At 37.8% G+C, this 18,605-nt stretch carries 14 protein-coding genes; 9 read left to right on the plus strand and 5 right to left on the minus strand.

Annotated elements, in window-relative coordinates; all coding sequences use genetic code 11:
* The 3 genes from ODQ17_RS17715 to groL form a co-directional block, all read left to right on the plus strand.
* Window positions 1-3,299: Ig-like domain-containing protein (locus ODQ17_RS17715; protein WP_322905313.1), on the plus strand; the 3,299-nt coding region annotated here is incomplete at its 5' end.
* A 240-nt stretch (window positions 3,300-3,539) separates the two neighbouring features.
* On the plus strand, window positions 3,540-3,830 hold the full coding sequence (locus ODQ17_RS17720) for a co-chaperone GroES (protein ID WP_002120604.1): 291 nt from the start codon (window positions 3,540-3,542) through the stop codon (window positions 3,828-3,830).
* A 58-nt stretch (window positions 3,831-3,888) separates the two neighbouring features.
* On the plus strand, window positions 3,889-5,523 hold the full coding sequence (groL, locus tag ODQ17_RS17725; protein WP_004790490.1) for a chaperonin GroEL: 1,635 nt from the start codon (window positions 3,889-3,891) through the stop codon (window positions 5,521-5,523).
* A gap of 170 nt (window positions 5,524-5,693) precedes the next feature.
* Here the strand turns inward: groL and ODQ17_RS17730 are convergent, their stop codons facing one another.
* Window positions 5,694-6,068 carry a diacylglycerol kinase gene (locus tag ODQ17_RS17730; protein WP_016137277.1) on the minus strand — a complete coding sequence of 125 codons (375 nt, stop codon included), beginning with the start codon at window positions 6,066-6,068 and terminating at the stop codon, window positions 5,694-5,696.
* A 106-nt stretch (window positions 6,069-6,174) separates the two neighbouring features.
* Here ODQ17_RS17730 and ODQ17_RS17735 point away from each other — a divergent pair, with 106 nt between their 5' ends.
* Complete coding sequence (locus ODQ17_RS17735) at window positions 6,175-7,137, plus strand: MBL fold metallo-hydrolase (protein WP_322905315.1); 963 nt, start codon at window positions 6,175-6,177, stop codon at window positions 7,135-7,137.
* A 43-nt stretch (window positions 7,138-7,180) separates the two neighbouring features.
* On the opposite strand, the gene ODQ17_RS17740 is transcribed toward ODQ17_RS17735, so the two are convergent.
* On the minus strand, window positions 7,181-8,323 hold the full coding sequence (locus tag ODQ17_RS17740) for a glycerophosphodiester phosphodiesterase (protein ID WP_322905317.1): 1,143 nt from the start codon (window positions 8,321-8,323) through the stop codon (window positions 7,181-7,183).
* A 263-nt stretch (window positions 8,324-8,586) separates the two neighbouring features.
* Here ODQ17_RS17740 and ODQ17_RS17745 point away from each other — a divergent pair, with 263 nt between their 5' ends.
* Both ODQ17_RS17745 and ODQ17_RS17750 read left to right on the plus strand, forming a co-directional pair.
* The gene (locus ODQ17_RS17745; RefSeq protein ID WP_322905319.1) at window positions 8,587-11,682 is read left to right on the plus strand and encodes a multidrug efflux RND transporter permease subunit; all 3,096 of its coding nucleotides are present in this window, start codon (window positions 8,587-8,589) and stop codon (window positions 11,680-11,682) included.
* 72 nt (window positions 11,683-11,754) lie between these two features.
* Window positions 11,755-12,330 (plus strand): DUF4112 domain-containing protein, encoded by a 576-nt coding sequence (locus tag ODQ17_RS17750; RefSeq protein ID WP_322905321.1) that lies wholly within the window; start codon window positions 11,755-11,757, stop codon window positions 12,328-12,330.
* A gap of 49 nt (window positions 12,331-12,379) precedes the next feature.
* On the opposite strand, the gene htpX is transcribed toward ODQ17_RS17750, so the two are convergent.
* Together htpX and ODQ17_RS17760 are read right to left on the minus strand one after the other, a co-directional pair.
* Window positions 12,380-13,285 (minus strand): protease HtpX, encoded by a 906-nt coding sequence (htpX, locus tag ODQ17_RS17755; RefSeq protein WP_005307880.1) that lies wholly within the window; start codon window positions 13,283-13,285, stop codon window positions 12,380-12,382.
* A 246-nt stretch (window positions 13,286-13,531) separates the two neighbouring features.
* A complete protein-coding gene (locus ODQ17_RS17760; protein ID WP_225623418.1) occupies window positions 13,532-14,392 on the minus strand; it encodes a lytic transglycosylase domain-containing protein in 861 nt (286 codons plus the stop codon).
* A gap of 505 nt (window positions 14,393-14,897) precedes the next feature.
* Between ODQ17_RS17760 and ttcA the strand changes: the two genes are divergently transcribed.
* Both ttcA and ODQ17_RS17770 read left to right on the plus strand, forming a co-directional pair.
* Complete coding sequence (gene ttcA / locus ODQ17_RS17765) at window positions 14,898-15,803, plus strand: tRNA 2-thiocytidine(32) synthetase TtcA (RefSeq protein ID WP_005307874.1); 906 nt, start codon at window positions 14,898-14,900, stop codon at window positions 15,801-15,803.
* Window positions 15,804-16,008: 205 nt separating this feature from the next.
* The gene (locus ODQ17_RS17770) at window positions 16,009-16,392 is read left to right on the plus strand and encodes an SCP2 sterol-binding domain-containing protein (protein WP_002118641.1); all 384 of its coding nucleotides are present in this window, start codon (window positions 16,009-16,011) and stop codon (window positions 16,390-16,392) included.
* Between the two features lie 90 nt (window positions 16,393-16,482).
* Here the strand turns inward: ODQ17_RS17770 and ODQ17_RS17775 are convergent, their stop codons facing one another.
* Window positions 16,483-17,595, minus strand: a complete 1,113-nt coding sequence (locus ODQ17_RS17775; RefSeq protein ID WP_322905324.1) for a transglycosylase SLT domain-containing protein — start codon at window positions 17,593-17,595, stop codon at window positions 16,483-16,485.
* Between the two features lie 372 nt (window positions 17,596-17,967).
* On the opposite strand from ODQ17_RS17775, the gene greB reads away from it, so the two are divergent.
* On the plus strand, window positions 17,968-18,462 hold the full coding sequence (greB, locus tag ODQ17_RS17780; protein ID WP_322905326.1) for a transcription elongation factor GreB: 495 nt from the start codon (window positions 17,968-17,970) through the stop codon (window positions 18,460-18,462).
* The last annotated feature ends 143 nt before the right edge of the window (window positions 18,463-18,605 follow it).

Genomic DNA, 18,605 nt, shown 5'->3' on the forward strand with positions numbered 1-18,605 from the left:
TTGAATTTAAGCAAAATGCTTTAACTGATGATATCGCACCAAATCCGATTGAAAACATCGTCTTAAATGAAAATGGTCAAAGCTTTACAGCGCAAGCGGAAGCAGATACTCGAATCGAGGTTAAAAATACTGCTGGAGAGGTTGTAGGTTCTGGTTATGTAGATAGGGCTGGTAATGTGTCAGGTTCTTTTAATCACGTCTATTTACATGGGGAAGAGCTTACTTTTGCCGTAGTAGATCGTGCTGGTAATCGTAGTGCTGAGGTTAAACAGAATGCTTTGATTGATGATATTCCACCAATCGCAATTGAAAACATCATTTTCAATGAAAACGGTCAAAACTTTACAGCGCAAGCAGAAGCAAATACTCGGATTGAAGTCAAAAATGCTGCGGGTGAATTTGTAGGATATGGTTATGTAGATGGTACTGGTAATGTGTCAGGTTCTTTTAATCAAGTCTATTTACATGGAGAAGAGCTTACTTTTGTTGTAATTGATCAAGCAAGTAACCGAAGTATTGAGTTTAAACAAAATGCTTTAATCGATGATGTCGCACCCCCAGCTGCTGCAAATATTACTTTAAACTCAGACGGATTGCTTTTTGGAGAAGCTGAGCCAAATGCAATTGTTGAAATTATTGATCAGTATGGTGCACTTATCACAACAACTTATGTTGGATATGATGGAACGTTTAATCAATGGATCAATCTGAGTCAATATCAAACACAAAATTTAAGTATTTTTGTCAAAGATATTGCTGGCAATCAAAGTGAAGTTGCTCATGAATTAGTGCCAGTATTTGCGAATTCACCAATTGTTGCAACAGAGCTAAAACTGGATGGAGATGGCCATATTCTGACAGGGAAGGCAACAGCCGGAATGACGATTGTTGTTACATCTACTAATGGTCAGACCATTAATGGAGGGTGGAATAATGCTGTGAATGAAGATGGTAGTTTTGCTATTCAGTTAAATGACTATTATTTACAGGAACAGACATTACAAGTTCGAGTTTATGACCAGAATACCAATCAATATAGCCTAATCTCTGAACTTACTGCGCCTTTAGACAATGTTGCTCCAATAATTAATGATGTGGTGATTAGTAATGACGGTTATAGCATTACTGGACACACTGATCCGAAAGTAATCATTAAAGTAATGGATGAGGATGGAGATTTTAGAGCAGAATTTCAATCGGATGAAGCGGGATATTTCAACTCTAGTATTTATCCACCTATATTACGTGGAGAGCAGTTATTTATCACGGCAACAGATTTAGCCAAAAATATAAGTACACCATTGAATATTACTTTTAATGCAGATATTAATGCACCTCCATCAGCAAATCATGTTGTAGTATCTGAAGATGGTTTCTTTATTGAGGGAACTGCTTCACTAAATAGTGAGGTGCGTATTTTTGATGTGTATAGTAATTATATTGGTGGCGGTTCTGTAGATGAAACAGGGCATTTTAATATCCAGTTATACTCACCTCAGGCGAATGGACAAACTTTACGCGTTGTTGTGGAGCAAAATGGCTATCAAAGCGTTTATACAGAAATTAAGGCATCTATAGACACTGTCGCACCAAATGCAGCAACTCAGCTTGTATTAGAGGATGGAAATATACTTTCAGGGCAAGCGGAAGCATATTCAACTGTTAATATTTTTGATGCTAATAATAATCTGGTTGGGCAAACTACTGTCGGAGGAGAAGGTAGTTTCTTAACACAATTATGGTCACAATATTGGCATGGCGAAACATTGACGGTAAAAGTAGTTGATACCAATCAAAATGTGAGTGTGGATACAACGGTTGTTGCTATAAATGATACAACAGCACCGAATGTAGCCACACAGCTTGCTATGAAGGGATGGGACGAGCTCACGGGGCATGCAGAAAGTAAGGCTACTCTTGAAGTTACATATCATTTTGCTGATCAAGAACCTTTTGTAACAAATACTATGGTCATGGCAGATGGAACTTTCTCTACTTATATGTATGAGAATGCGACATCATTTGATATTACTGTTATTGATCGTGCAGGAAATCGTAGTGAAACTATCAGCAAAGCGATTAGCGACTTACATACGATCACGGTTGATCAGTTTATAGGTGATGCTACAGATAATATTTATATAGTTGATCATATAAGTGATTGTGTTCAAGAGTATGGGGTTGCTGTTGTTGATGTATTTCAGGATGTCTGGATAGATACAAGTCATTATGAGGAGCAATGGGTAGCTTCTGGTTATACTGATAATATATGGGTAGATACAAGCCATTTTGAAAATGTTTGGATTGACACAAGTTACTCCCAAGATATTTGGATTGATACAAGCTATTATCAAGATACATGGGTCGTTGATGGAGTAATAGACGTCTACATGGACTCAAATGGCATAAATTACTATTCAGATGATGGTTCGTATAATCAATATGTAAATACCTACTATGATTATAATTTAAATCAATGGCAGTCAGGATATGAACTATCAGGTCCTAATACTCTAGAGGTTGGACATCTTGAACAACAACTCGTTCAAGATGGGCACTATGAATCTCAATGGATTGAACAAGGTTATTATGAGCAACAATATGTGTTTGATGGTCATAATGAAGAGACTTGGGTAGATACGAGCCATTACGAAAACGTGTGGATTCAAAGTGGGTATTCAGAAACACAAATAGTGGGGTCCGAACTTAAAGATACGGATTTTGGTGGGCACGATAAAATAATTAGTTCTGTTAGTTTTAGTCTAGTAGGTAACTCTCAATGGATAACCAATATTGAAACAGGTGAATCAATATTAATTGAAAGTGGTCGTTATGTGGAAGACTTGGAGCTGGTTGGCTCTGCTCATCTAAATGCAACAGGTAATGCTTTAGATAATCTTTTAACAGGTAACTCTGGTAATAACGTTTTGAATGGGCGTGAAGGTAACGATACCTATATGACTAATGAAGGTGCCGATACCATTCTGTTCCAATTGCTAAATAGCCAAGATGCGACAGGCGGGAATGGACATGACACGGTGTTAGATTTTACTTTAGGTGATGTAAGAACCGATGTTCAAGCAGATAAAATTGATTTAAGTGAATTATTAATTGACTACTCTAAAGATGTGAGCACATTAGCGAAATTTATTACTGTAGAGCAAGATGCTGGAAACACGACTATTAGTCTTGACCGAGATGGTGAAGGTACAATGTTTAGTAGTGTTTCATTGATAACTTTAAATCAGGTAAATACAACATTGGATGAATTATTGAATAACCAGCAACTCTTTGTTTAACATTAAAATTTATCTTTATAAAAGAGGTTATGAAAATAGCCTCTTTTATTTTGTGCTTTAAATTTAATAAAAACTCTTCACAACTTGTTAAAAAATGACCAAAAAAGATAAGTTTTTTTTCATTTTCCCCTTGAAGCCTTTTTTTTCATCCCCACAAAAGTGACATCTAAATATTTTGTTATTGCTCTGGATTAAAGCAATAACAATTAATCAAAAAGACTTAGTCTGATGGAGTTAATTATGAGCAACATTCGTCCATTACATGATCGCGTTGTAATTCGTCGCGTAGAAGAAGAAACCAAAACCGCTGGTGGTATTTTACTTCCAGGTTCTGCTGCTGAAAAACCATCTCAAGGTGAAGTAATTGCAGTAGGTAATGGTCAAATCACTGAGAATGGCGTACGTGCTTTGGATGTTAAAGTTGGTGACAAAGTATTGTTTGGTACTTATGCAGGTACAACAGTGAAAGTAAGTGGTGAAGAACTCTTAATCATGAAAGAGTCAGACATTTTAGCTGTGTTGGAAGGCTAATCAATCCATAACTCAATTCATTATCAGATTCAGTATTTAAAAAGATTTGGAGTTTAATATGTCAGCTAAAGACGTAAAATTTGGTGATTCAGCTCGCTCAAAAATGATTGCAGGCGTAAACGTACTTGCAGATGCTGTTAAAGTGACTTTAGGCCCTAAAGGTCGTAACGTAGTGATTGACCGTTCTTTCGGTGCTCCACACATCACTAAAGACGGTGTAACTGTTGCTAAAGAAATTTCATTAAAAGACAAGTTTGAAAACATGGGTGCTCAACTTGTTCGTGAAGTTTCTAGCAAAACTAACGACATCGCTGGTGACGGTACTACAACTGCAACTGTACTTGCTCAAGCAATTTTAAATGAAGGGATCAAATCTGTAACTGCAGGTATGAACCCAATGGATTTAAAACGTGGTATTGATATCGCAGTAAAAACTGTAGTTGAAAATATCCGTTCAAATGCAAAACCTGCTGATGATTTTAAAGCGATCGAACAAGTTGGTTCTATCTCTGCTAACTCTGACACTACTGTTGGTAAACTTATCGCTCAAGCGATGGAAAAAGTAGGTAAAGAAGGCGTAATCACTGTAGAAGAAGGTTCTGGCTTCGAAGACGCTTTAGACGTTGTAGAAGGTATGCAGTTTGACCGTGGTTATATCTCTCCATACTTTGCAAACAAGCAAGATACTTTAACAGCTGAGCTTGAAAACCCGTTCATTCTTCTTGTTGACAAAAAAATCGGTAATATTCGTGAATTGATTTCTGTTTTAGAAGCAGTTGCGAAAACTGGTAAACCACTTCTTATCATCGCTGAAGATGTTGAAGGCGAAGCGCTTGCTACACTTGTTGTAAACAACATGCGCGGTATTATCAAAGTATGTGCTGTTAAAGCTCCTGGTTTCGGTGACCGCCGTAAAGCAATGCTTCAAGACATCGCAATCTTGACTGGCGCAACTGTTATTTCTGAAGAAGTTGGCATGTCTTTAGAACAAGCAACTCTTCAAGATTTAGGTACTGCACACAAGATCACTGTTTCTAAAGAAAACACTGTAATTGTTGATGGTGCTGGTGATGCAGCTGCTATTGCTGAGCGTGTTCAGCAAATCCGTGCTCAAATTGAAGAATCTTCTTCAGAATACGACCGTGAAAAATTACAAGAACGTGTTGCTAAATTAGCAGGCGGTGTTGCTGTAATTAAAATCGGTGCGGCAACTGAAGTTGAAATGAAAGAGAAGAAAGACCGCGTAGACGACGCACTTCATGCAACTCGTGCAGCAGTTGAAGAAGGTGTGGTTGCTGGTGGTGGTGTTGCGCTAGTACGTGCTGTAAATGTATTAGACAACCTAAAAGGTGCTAACGAAGATCAAACAGCGGGTATCAATATTTTACGTCGTGCGATCGAAGCTCCACTTCGTCAAATCGTTTCAAACGCTGGTGATGAGCCATCTGTAGTTATCAATGCAGTTAAAGCGGGTGAAGGTAACTTCGGTTATAACGCTGCAACTGGCGAATATGGCGATATGTTAGAAATGGGTATTCTTGACCCTGCTAAAGTAACTCGTTCTGCACTTGAACACGCTGCTTCTGTAGCTGGTTTAATGTTAACTACAGAATGTATGATTACTGACATTCCAGAAGATAAACCAGCTGTTCCAGATATGGGCGGTATGGGTGGTATGGGCGGAATGATGTAATAACGCATCAACGCTTGAACTAAAAAAATCCCTGTTTATACAGGGATTTTTTATTTTACGTGATTTTAAGAAATAGTTAAGTTCAATAACTTATATTAAAAAACAGGAACAGCAGCTAGAAGTTCCTCTTTGTTACAGCCATGCTTATTTACTTATAAGCATGGTTTTTTTTATCCTAATAAAATGAATAACCATGTAATGGCAATGATAGAAAGTGCAACAAATTGAGCCGCACTTCCCATATCTTTAGCATTTTTAGAAAGCTGATGTTTTTCAAGAGAAACTCGATCAACGACTGCTTCAATAGCCGAGTTGAACAGTTCAACGATCATTGCAAATAGACATACGATAATGAGTAAGACGTGTTCACTGCGGGTTACGTCAAGGAAAAAACTAACTGGAATTAAAATAAGATTAATCAAAACAATTTGACGGAAAGCTGCTTCATTTTTATATGCTGCTTTAAATCCGGAAATCGAGTAGCCCGTTGCATTTAATATACGCTTAAGGCCTGTTTTACCTTTGTAAGGAGAATAGCTATTCATTTACTTATATTTCTGACACATTTCATGCATTATATAATTTGGGTCTTAAAAAATTATTAAATCTTTTTTAAAGATTTTGACTTTATAACTGAATAGAGAAGAAGAGATGAAAAAATTATGTGTAGCTTTGGGTCTTGCATTTTGTAGTATGCATTCTGTGTATGCCGAGCAAACTCCTACTCAACAAGTACCTGGATATTATAAGCATCAATTCGGAAAATACCGTGTAACGTCTTTACTTGATGGCACAATTTATCTAAATCCTAGTTTATTTAAAAATTTAAATCAGACTCAGAAAACTAAAATATTAACGAAATATGCTGCTGTGAATGAGAAGGGTATTCAAACTTCGGTCAATGCATTTTTAGTAGATGATGGTAAGAGTTTAACGCTTGTTGATAGTGGTGCAGCAAGTTGTTTTGGCCCACAACTTGGTTCAATTGCAAAAAATATTGAATTGGCAGGTTATCAACTTGCTGATGTAAAAACTGTTTTACTTACTCATCTACACCCTGACCATGTGTGTGGTATTGCTCAAAATGGGAAAGCTGTATTTCCAAATGCAACCGTATATGCGCATGAACGCGAGGCTGATTATTGGTTAAATCCAGCTTCTGAAAAAACAGTACCAGCAGATAAAAAGCAAAACTATTTAGGTACTGTGAAAAACATAAAAACTGCTCTTGCTCCATATCAAGCAAAAAAAGCATTTAAGACATTTAAAGATGGTGATGTTATTCAAGGTTTTGAAGTGATCGATACGCGCGGTCATACACCTGGGCATCATAGCTTTCGCTTAAAGAGTAATGATCAGCAAATAATTTTTGTTGGAGACATTGTTCATTCGCATTCTTTGCAGTTTGATGCTCCAAAAACTGGTGTGGATTTTGATGTGAATTCTGAGCAGGCGATTAATACCCGTTTAAAAATGTTCGCTGAAATTTCAAATAAACAGCAATGGGTCGCAGCACCACATTTACCATTTCCAGGCATTGGACATGTTTATAAAGTAAATGCTGAGCAATATCAGTGGATCCCACTTTATTTTGATAATGTTGTAGAGAAATAAAAAACAGGGCATTTATTGCCCTGTTTTTTATTAAAAACTTTAATTATTTTGCGGCTTTTTCATAATTAATAACGGCTTCACGGCCAAGGGCTGGGTCATCTGTAAAGATTCCATCAACACCCGCTTTGAAATAGGCTTCAAATTCTTTTAAAGCACCAGTTGGGCAGCGCTCAGCTGGTTTATCTTGACTGCATTTTAAAGGCTTTGGTAAGAAATTATTTTCTGGACGGAAAGTATAAGTATGTACTTTTAAGCCAGCTTTATGCGCATCAGAAATAAACGAAGTCGTTTGAACTGAGCCATTGTCATTAAAGTTTAGAATATAACCTTTACTTGGTCCTACACCATTTGCATATTTAGCTACGTCTTTTAAGCTTTGTGCTGTGGCTAAATCTGCATAAGTTTTAGTTTCACCAGATTCAACGAAGTCGGCTGGTTGAGAGGTTTTAGCATCATATAATTGAATGATTTGTGCGTGTTTAATACTTTTATGAAGGTCCAGCTGATCTTTTAAATATTTTAAATTACTCACTTCAAAAGACTGTAAATACACAGGTGCAATATCACGTGTATATTCATATTTGGCTAAGGTTTTAAGAAGGGTATCTTCCATTGCCAGATTATGATTTTTAAAGTAAGTCGGATGTTTGGTTTCAATATATAATCCAATAATTTTTCCCGTTTTCTTATAATTTGCTTCAGCTAGTTCAATCACTTGTTCCAGAGTCGGGACAGGGTAGAGGTCATTATAGGCTGTGTTTGCAGGTCGGAATTCTGGAATACGTTCACGAGCTTTAAGCTGCTGTAATTCACTTAAAGTGAAGTCCTCTGTAAACCAACCTGTTAGGTCTTTACCATCAATATTTTTTGTTGTTTTACGGTCTGCAAACTGAGTTAAAGTGCTTACATTGGTTGTTCCACCAATCTCATTTTCATGACGAGTAACTAACACGCCGTCTTTTGTAGATACTAAATCCGGTTCAATAAAATCCGCACCATCGTCAATGGCTTTTTGATATGAAGCTAAAGTGTGTTCAGGGCGTAAAGCGCTAGCGCCACGATGTCCTATTACTAAAATTTTAGGTAGTTGGTATTCTGGTGTAGTAGGCGTGTTTTCGGTTTTATCATCGTCATTACAACCAACCAAGCTAATTAAACTTAAGCATAAAATTGCTCTTTTAAACATAATTCTACTCATATTGTTTTAGTTGAAACGGCTCTAGTCTGCTTATTGAGTTTGACGTGATCATGAAGAATTCATGAATTTTCAGTGACACTTGTTAAAACCTTCTTTATGGGTTTGTAGGAAATGCCTATTCCTGCTTTGTTTTTGTCCTAATTGCATTTATTGTGTTAATTCTACTTGTCTTTTATATATCGCTCGTTGATGATCAAGATGCCGAATTCGGTATTGCCACCCGTTAATTGACGACTTAATTCTGAGCAGCCATGCTATCTAAATTTTTTATTCAGCGCCCTATTTTTGCCAGTGTACTTGCAATTATTGTTATGGCATTTGGTATTTTCTCGGTTCTGAATTTGCCAGTAGAACGCTATCCCGATATTGCACCTCCAAAAATTACAGTATCGGCAAGTTATAGTGGGGCAGATGCACAGACGGTTGAGCAAAGTGTTACTCAGATTTTAGAACAGCAAATACAAGGTATTGATCACTTACTTTATTTCAGTTCTACCAGTGACTCGTCGGGACGTAGCCGAATTACCATTAGTTTTGATAATGGAACAAATCCAGATACTGCACAGGTACAAGTACAAAATAGCATTAGTGGCGTGATAAGACGTTTACCAGATGAAGTACAACGCCAAGGGGTGACGGTAAGTAAGTCTCTGGGCGATACTTTTATGGTGGTAGGTTTATATGACTCGACTGGTAAAGCGGGGAATATTGAGCTATCAGACTATTTAACGACACACGTGGTCGATAACCTGAACCGTATTGAAGGGGTGGGTGAGTCTGATGTCTTTGGTTCGCAATATGCAATGCGAATCTGGTTAAACCCTGATAAATTAAAACAATATAATTTAATGCCAAGTGATGTTGCCAGTGCAATTACCGCTCAAAATACCCAAGTGGCTGCGGGTGCAATTGGTGATTTACCTGTTATTGATGGGCAATATTTAAATACTAAAGTTACAGCTGGTTCTCGACTAAAAACAGTCGAAGATTTTAAAAATATTGTAGTGAAATCAAACCAAACAGCGAGCTATGTCTATTTAAAAGATATAGCTAGAGTTGAGTTGGGTGCAGAAAACTATCAGTCTTTTAACACCATTAATGGTTATCCTGCCGCAGGTTTAGGTATTTCACTATCTTCGGGTGCAAATGCCATTCAGACCTCTAAACTCATCCATCAAACTCTAGATCAGCTTACAACTAAACTACCTGCGGGTTATAAAATTGTTTATCCACGTGATAACACGCCGTTTGTTCAAGAGTCGATTAAGGAAGTCGTAAAGACGCTTATTGAAGCGATTATTTTAGTTATTCTGGTAATGTTTTTGTTCTTGCAAAGCTGGCGCGCGACACTCATTCCGAGTATTACCGTTCCGGTTGTTATTTTAGGAACTTTTGCTGTTTTATATGTGCTCGGTTTTAGCATTAATACCTTAACCTTATTTGCACTGGTACTCGCCATTGGCTTGTTAGTGGATGACGCGATTGTAGTCGTGGAAAACGTTGAACGGCTTATGCATGAACAGCACTTAACTCCGAAAGAAGCAGCTATTGAGTCAATGGGCGAAATTAGTGGTGCTTTAATTGGGATTACATTGGTATTAACTGCTGTTTTTATTCCAATGTCTTTTTTAGGTGGCTCAATTGGGGTGATTTACCGCCAGTTTTCAATTACCTTAGTTGCTGCTATGGCATTATCGCTCGTTGTTGCATTAGTTCTAACACCTGCATTGTGTGCCTTAATTTTAAAGCCTAGCCCTCAGCCTATGCGTTGGGCAGTTTGGTTTAACCAAAAGATTGATCAACTTAAAAATCAATATATCAAGATCGTACAAACAAGCATTCGTTACAGTAAATCGGTTGTTGTGATTTTTGTGGCTTTGATTGCTGTTTTTGCACTGTTCTATAGCGGTTTAAAAAGTGGATTTATTCCTAAAGAAGATCAAGGGATTTTAAGTGTTCAAATTAAGCTTGTTGATAGCGCCCCAATTTCTCAAAGTCAGAAAATTGGTGAACAAGTTCGTCAATATTTCTTAACTCAAGAAGATAAAAATGTGGATTTAGTCTTAATCCGCTATGGTCGAAACAATTCGGGTACAGGGCAAAATTTAGCACAAGGGTTCATTGCTTTAAAACCGTGGGATGTGCGTACTGGAAAAGAAAACTCAGCGGATGCTATACAAAAGCGGGCAATGAAATATTTTAGTCAATTAAATAATGCTCAAATTAATGTGACTTTGCCGCCTTCGGTAAATGGTTTAGGTCAAACCGATGGTATGGATTTATGGATTCAAGATTTAAATGGGCAAGGGCAAGATTTTCTAGATAGTACCTTCCGTCAATTACAAACTCAAAGTAAAAATTATTCAACTTTTGAAAACTTTGATAAGCAATCAACCAATAGTAAAGCAAATCTCAATATCAAAATTGATCAGAAACAAGCATTAGCAAATGGTTTAGAACTACCCGCGATTAACAACACTTTGTCGAGTGCGTGGGGCGGAACGTATGTAAATGACTTTATTGACCGTGGTCGTATTAAGCGTGTCATGATTCAAGGTGATGCCGAGTTCAGATCGAAGCCTGAAGATTTATATAACTGGTCTGTGCGTAACAACCAAAATGAAATGGTGCCTTTTAGTTCATTTGCTAACTTTAGCTGGGGTGGTGCTCCTGAAATCGTAAAACGCTATATGGGTTATAGCGCCCTGCAATTACAGGCAGACGTTGCGAGTGGCAGCAGTTCAGGTCAGGCAATGAAAGATGTTGAACAACTTGTAAATCAGCAAAAAGACGTTGGTTTAGCTTGGACCGGTTTATCTTTTGAAGAACAGAAGTCGACAAATCAGGCCGTCTGGTTATATTTAATTTCGGCAGGTTTTATTTTCTTATGTTTAGCCGCTTTATATGAAAGCTTGAGCATTCCAGCTGCTGTGATGACCTCTATTCCGCTAGGTGTTGGGGGAAGTGTCATTTTCTCTTATATTTTCGGATTACCAAATGATGTGTATTTCCAGATTGCACTGTTAACCACAATTGGTCTGTCATGTAAAAACGCAATTTTAATTGTTGAGTTTGCAGCTTTGGCTCAAGAAAAGGGTAAGAATGCTATTCAGGCGGCTTTAGAGGGCGCTAGCTTGCGTCTAAGACCGATTTTAATGACCTCTTTAGCTTTTGGTGCAGGTGTGATTCCTCTCGTGTTTGCTCAAGGTGCTGGGGCTGTGAGCCGTCAAGAAATCGGTATTAGTATTTTAGGTGGCGTGATGTTTGGTACGGTGCTGGTTTTATTCTTTATTCCAGTTATGTATGTGTTATTGCGTTCACTATTTAGATCGAAAGCATCTAGTTAAAAGTAAACAATTTAAAAAGAGGCATTAAATCAAGTATATTAAGTTTAACTTCTCTTCATATATTTGATTTAGATGCCTCAAGAAAAAAAATTAACAGAGCAACAGGTCATCGCATTAGAACGAGACCTTGCCAAGTTTGCCACCATGATGGACAGCGCGGTGCGTATTCCTTTTACAAAGCAGGGCATTGGTGCCGATGCTGCACTGAGCACGATTCCGATTGCTGGTGATGTCGCAGGTTTTGTACTGACGTGTTATGCGATTTATAAAGCTAAACAGATTGGTGTACCTCAACATAAGCTAACGCCAGTTATCAAACTCGCTGTTGTAGATGCTGTAGTGGGTTTTGTTCCAGTTGCTGGAACTATTTTTGATATTTTTATACGACCGAGTCGAAAAGCATTAGATGTGGTTCATACGCATATACGCGAAGAATATGCGATTCAGAGCGATATTCATGTTGTTCATCCATATTTGCATGAAAAACTCGAAAAGAAGCAGCAGCATTCAGCTTTTTGGCGTAATCCTGTGGTGAGTTGGTTATGGTTGCATATACCCGATTTATTAGGCGCGTTTGTACTACTTTTAATTGGCTTCGCTGTTTGGTGGGGTGTAAGTTATCTTTGGGGTCTCTATCAAACCATGTAATAAAAATAAAGCCTCCAGTTGGAGGCTTTATCTCTTCACGTTAAACGTTTTATGGGCAATCTAATTGATGTAAAGCTGCCACACGTTGTTCAATTGTTGGGTGGGTTTGGAACAAAGCAGCTAAGCTAAAGCCTTGTTCTTTACCTTCCGCAATCGCGAAAGCTTTCATTTCTTTTGGCATTTGATCTGGCAATTCTGTCTCAGCTTGTAGACGTAATAATGCAGAAATCATTGCTTGTTTACCTGCTAAACGTGCACCTGCTTCATCAGCACGGTATTCACGATAACGAGAGAACCACATCACAATCGCGGAAGCGAGAATACCAAAGACGATATCTAATACCATGGTAATAAGGAAATAACCCATACCTGGAGCTTGATCATCTTGACGACCAAAAACATTACGGTCGATAAAATCACCGACTACGCGAGCAAAGAACATAACAAAGGCGTTCACGACACCTTGGATGAGTGCTAGGGTAACCATGTCACCATTCGCAACGTGACCAATCTCGTGCGCAAGCACAGCACGTAGCTCATCTTTGTTCATACGTTCAAGTAGACCAGATGAAACGGCAACTAAGGCATCATTCTTATTCCAGCCTGTTGCAAAGGCATTGGATTGATATGATGGAAAAATACCAACCTCTGGCATGTTAATACCAGAACGTTGAGAAAGTTCAGCGACTGTTTGCAATAACCAGCTTTCAGCTTGGTTACGAGGAGCATTCGGGTCGATCAGTTCTGTACCGGTCGTTTTCTTAGCCATCCATTTTGACATGAATAACGAGATTAAAGATCCCACCATACCAAACACAAAACAGATCACTAAAAGGTTGCCTAGATTCAAGCCACCCGCGCCATGGTAACTACCGACACCGAAGAGTGACAAAATAATGCCAGCTACAACCAGTACCGCGAGGTTGGTAAGCAAAAACAAACCAATCCGCATCATTGAGAAAATCCTCTTATAAATAAAATGTTATCTGATTTACAAATTTTAAATCATGCAGCTAATATGCGGGGCTTAGGGGAAAAATTCAAGATAAAAATAAGGAATTGATACATTCTTTCACGAAGTAGAATGTACCTAAATTTAAAGAATAATTGGCTAAATTCGCCTAAATGGTAAGGATCAGGTAATAGATCATTACAATTTAGAGCACATAAACTTGAAGGAATAAACCGTCAGTAAACGTTCTTACTCTATTCGGATATGTGCAATTGCTGTGGCATTGTTTGTGACATAAGTACCTGTAGGCGCATCAGTAAATGTTCCATTAGATAAAGTCACAATTTGACGAGAATTGGAATGTTTAGGAGCTGGTGCTGCTATTTGAGCTGTTGTGTTTTCCACTAAATTAGAAGATTGAGAAGTGACTTGCGCTGAAGTATTAGAAAAAGATGAAAAACCAGAACCAGATGAATATAAGTTTTGATATCGGCTCGTTACACGGCGCACGTAGTCTTGTGTTTCGCGAAAAGGGGGAATACCGCCGTATTTATCAACGTTTCCTTCACCAGCATTATAAGCTGCAAGCGCCATTTGAGTATTCCCACCAAAACGCTTGAGTAACCAGCTTAAATATTTTGCACCTGCAAAAATATTTTGTTGAGCATCAAAGGCATTGGTCACGTTAAATCGACGTGCAGTCGCAGGCATGAGTTGCATAAGACCTTGCGCGCCTACTGGAGAGCGGGCATTGACGTTAAATCCTGACTCGGTATGCATGACAGCCTTAATCAAGCCTTCAGATACACCATGCTGTAGAGCAGCTTGTTTAATAATATGGTCAAAAGCATTTTTATTTTTATTGTAGCTTGGCAGAACAGAAGCTTCTGATGCTCCCCAGTTCGTATAACTATGAATATTACTATCAGGGTAGTAAGTCACTTTTACTTTTTTAAGTGATTGATCATAACTTTTTCGGTTAGTCAGCAATGTACTACCATTTTTATCTTGGTAAATATACATTTGGCCTGCTGAACTCGAAGTCATGCCGACCGTAAAAGTGGTCATCCCCAGCAAACAAGAAATAAGAAATTGAACCGAATTTTTCATTTTATGTTATTCACAATTTTAAGGTATTTAAAACTTGTCAAAGAGTTTATCAAAAAATATTACTTAAAGAAGTTTTGTGTAATTTTTTTTATTTCGACTCTTTCAAAAAATCAAGCTGTTTTGTTCGAATGCTCATCAAAAAAAATTAAAAATTATTTTTAAAATGATTCTATTGACTTGAATAACATGTTGATATTAAAGGGTAAAAAACATTGGTTAAAAAATGATCAATTTAAATAAAACCCTTAACAGAAGGTCAAAACAGTTTGTCAAGTACGAAGAAATCCACAATTTTATCCACAGGTTTTGTGGAAAACTGTGGAAAAGTCCAAAAAGTAAGCATTTTGCACATTTTTTGAACGCTTCAGTCAAAAATAGAGCATCACTTTTGCATCATGCATGAGCAATGTGACGACTTCAAGAATTGAAACTATTCTTTTGATGCGATTCTCTTCTGAATCATATAAAATTGCGCGGTATTTTTATTTATGGGTATATCTCGTCTATGTACGCGCCAGTTGAGTCCAATCAGGGATTTAATTTTAAGCCTGAACTTCCAACAAGCTCGGCCTATTACCGTTTGCTCAAGAAGCTTCGCCGTCAAGTTGGGCATGCTATTCGTGACTTCAATATGATTGAAGAGGGCGATAAGGTCATGGTGTGTGTGTCTGGTGGTAAAGACAGTTATACCTTGCTCGATATCATGTTGCAGTTTAAACGTATTGCACCAATCAATTTTGATGTTGTTGCGGTTAACCTTGACCAAAAGCAACCCGGCTTTCCTGAAGATGTCTTACCTCGTTATATGGAAGAAAATAACATTCCATATTACATTTTAGAAAAAGACACCTATACCATTACTAAACGTTTGACACCGGAAGGTAAAACCTACTGTGCAGTATGTTCACGTTTACGCCGTGGTTCTTTGTATGGCTTTGCACAAGAAATTGGTGCGACTAAAGTTGCTTTAGGACATCACCGCGATGATATTCTTGCAACGTTTTTCTTAAACCTGTTTCATGGTGGAAGTTTAAAGGCGATGCCTCCAAAGCTTTTATCATCGGACAAGAAAAATATTCTGATTCGTCCATTGGCATATGTTGAAGAAAAAGACATCATCAAATATGCAGAGTTACGTCAGTTCCCAATCATTCCATGTAACCTTTGTGGTTCGCAGGAAAATTTGCAGCGTGCCATGCTTAATGAAATGCTACGTGACTGGGATAAACAATATCCGAAACGCTTACACAGTATTTTCGGTGCGTTACAAAACGTATCACCGTCTCAGTTAGCGGACCGTGAATTGTTCGATTTCGAAGCTTTAGATTCTCAGCGCGAGTTAGATTTTAAAGATCCAGAAGAGCTTAAAAACCGTTTAGATGTCGTGAACTTAAGCTTTGCTGCTGAATAAACGCTAGACATAGACAATGTTAAAGGCACTTTATAAACAAGTGCCTTTAATGTATCAAAATACTAAAAAATGAATGTTCCGTACAAAAAGTCATAGCCCTAAATTTAAATTACATGCTATAACAACGCTCAAGCAGAATTGCTTCACATGATGTTGTCTGGATAGACAACTAGAGAAATTGAACAAATAAATTTGAGGAAGAATCATGCCTGCATTTTTAACTGAAGATTGGTTTGCTACTGTCGAAAAATTAACTGCTGAAGCAGGGGATCTTAATTTGCCACCTGCTCTTGCGAATTTGGCAATTAATTTAGTAGTTACAGATGCTTCTGGAAATACCGAATTAGCTTTAGATGGGGGTAAAATCCAAAAAGGTTTGTCTTCAAATGCCAAAACAACTTTAAATATGGATGCTGAAACTTTACGTAAAGTATTCTTAGAGTTTGATATGGCTGCTGCTATGCAGGCATTCATGACTGGTAAAATTAAAGTTCAAGGTGATATGTCTCAATTAATGGCTTTACAAACAGCTAAGCCAAGCCAAGAGCAAAAAGATTTGTTTAAGAAAGTATTAGAGCATACAGCTTAAATCTAAAAGAATTCATATAAAAAGCTTACCCCAAGAGGTAAGCTTTTTATTCACACAAACAAAGAATTTATCAACTTTTAAATAATAAAATTAGATATTGATTCGTGTTTGCGCTGTTTTGATATGTTCAAGATAAGCACGAATACGAGTGACATATTGAACCGCTTGCTTATATCGACCATTACGCGCTTTGTTACTTTGCAAATAATTGTAGAGATTAACCCATTGGTTTGGATCTTTCCCTTGTGCTTGCAAGCGCTTCTGAATCTGGTTTACCGCACCTGGTCCCATATTATAGGCCACCAGCGCATACCAGTTTCGATCAGGGAAAGGAATATCATCATATTCACTTAACATCTGGTCGTAATACTTCGCGCCACCTTGAATGCTTTGAGCTGGATCACTACGATTGCTCACACCCATTGCTCGAGCAGTGCTATTGGTCAGCATCATTAAGCCACGAACACCTGTGGGAGAAACAGATTCTGGCTTTAAATATGATTCTTGATAACCAATTGCGGCAAGTAAATGCCAGTCGAGATCGTATTTAGCTGCACTTTGTTTAAAGCTCGCTTTATAAATCGGTAAACGCGTCGTTAAGTCACGTTGAATGGTTGACCAAGCTTCTGGTTTCACCACATTACGATTATAGAAAGAAGCAAGTTGCTGAGTCACACCATTTTGCTTACTTTGGCATACAAAGCCACTAGCGGTTTGGGTGAGGGGGTCATCAGCTTGTTTAAACACCCAGCTTAACTCAGGATTTAAACCGTTTTTTTGCAAATCGACTGTGTCACCACAACTTGCAGAAAAAGACATCAAACCTTTGTTCTCGATGGTACTTAAACCAGCGGTTGTCATCGCAAAGTTTGCTTTACCTTGCTGAACCCATCTAAGTGCAGTGGCATTGTCTGACACGATTTTAAAGTCCAGCTTTACATTAAGGCTTTGTGCATAGTTACGGGCTAAGTCGTAACCAAAACCATGTAAAAACTGATCTTCTTTGAAAACGGTTGTCGGGCTTTCTACCGCAACAACAGTTAAAGTGTTTGTATTTACTACAGTATTGTACTGTAGGGTTTTTCCTGCATTAATACTATGAAATGGAAAAAGCATAGTACTAAGTGCAAGTGCTTTTAACGGGAGAGAAGAAAATAAAGAGTTAAGGCAAAGCCTCGACCCTGAACTTGAATTACTGTGCATGTTGTCTCCGCTACAGGTAATTTATGCCCCAAAAGTCAGACAAAAAGCTGCCATAACTTCTAAAAGTTGATAAATTCAATAAGGGGTGGGCAGTCATGACGTCATTCAAAATGACATGAAATGAAAAAAACAAACTGTGTAGAAAATCTACATAGTTTTCTAGAAGGTTAAAAATTGCTCAACATTTAATCTGCGCGCATCATAGTATTGAAAAAAAGTATTGTCAAATTTCGTACAATTAAATATTCGATATATCATCATAAACACATGAATTTCTTAAGGAAGAAAATTTATACACTTCTGATATGAGAAAATAGGGTATAAAATGCTACATCTTGTAAGCGATATGTTGTTGAACAGTGGTTTTTAATCATGAAATCTAACTTAATCACTCGATCTGGACATGACAAATTAGTTGCTGAATTAAAACAACTTTGGCATGAAGAACGACCGGAAATCACAAAGAAAGTGAATTGGGCTGCAAGCTTAGGTGACCGCAGTGAAAATGCCGATTATCAATACAATAAGCAGCTCCTTAGAAAAATTGATCGACGAGTACGTTATTTAGGAAAACGTTTAGAAGAATTAAAAATCATTGATTACGCACCTGAGCAAGACGGTAAGGTTTATTTCGGCGCTTGGGTAGAGATTGAAAACGAAGAAGGCGGGCAAAAAACTTTACGTATTGTCGGGATCGATGAAATTTATGACCATCACCCGCAGCATATCTCAATTGAATCGCCGATGGCTCGCGCACTGCTTGGCAAAGAAGTCGATGATGAGATTGAAGTACATACGCCATCTGGAAAAAAGCTTTGGTATATCAATACAATTCGCTATGAAAAGAACGAAAACCCAGAAAACTAAATTAATTTGTATTTATTTTGAGCGTTTGAATTAAAAGTTAAATAAAAGGTTTGCCAACTTGAGTTTTTATTTATATTATAGCGCTCGTTGGAAGCGTGGCAGAGCGGTTTAATGCACCGGTCTTGAAAACCGACGAGGGTGTG

The organism is Acinetobacter sp. IRS14 (genome assembly GCF_034650275.1).
In the GTDB taxonomy this organism is placed as follows: Bacteria; Pseudomonadota; Gammaproteobacteria; order Pseudomonadales; family Moraxellaceae; genus Acinetobacter; species Acinetobacter oleivorans.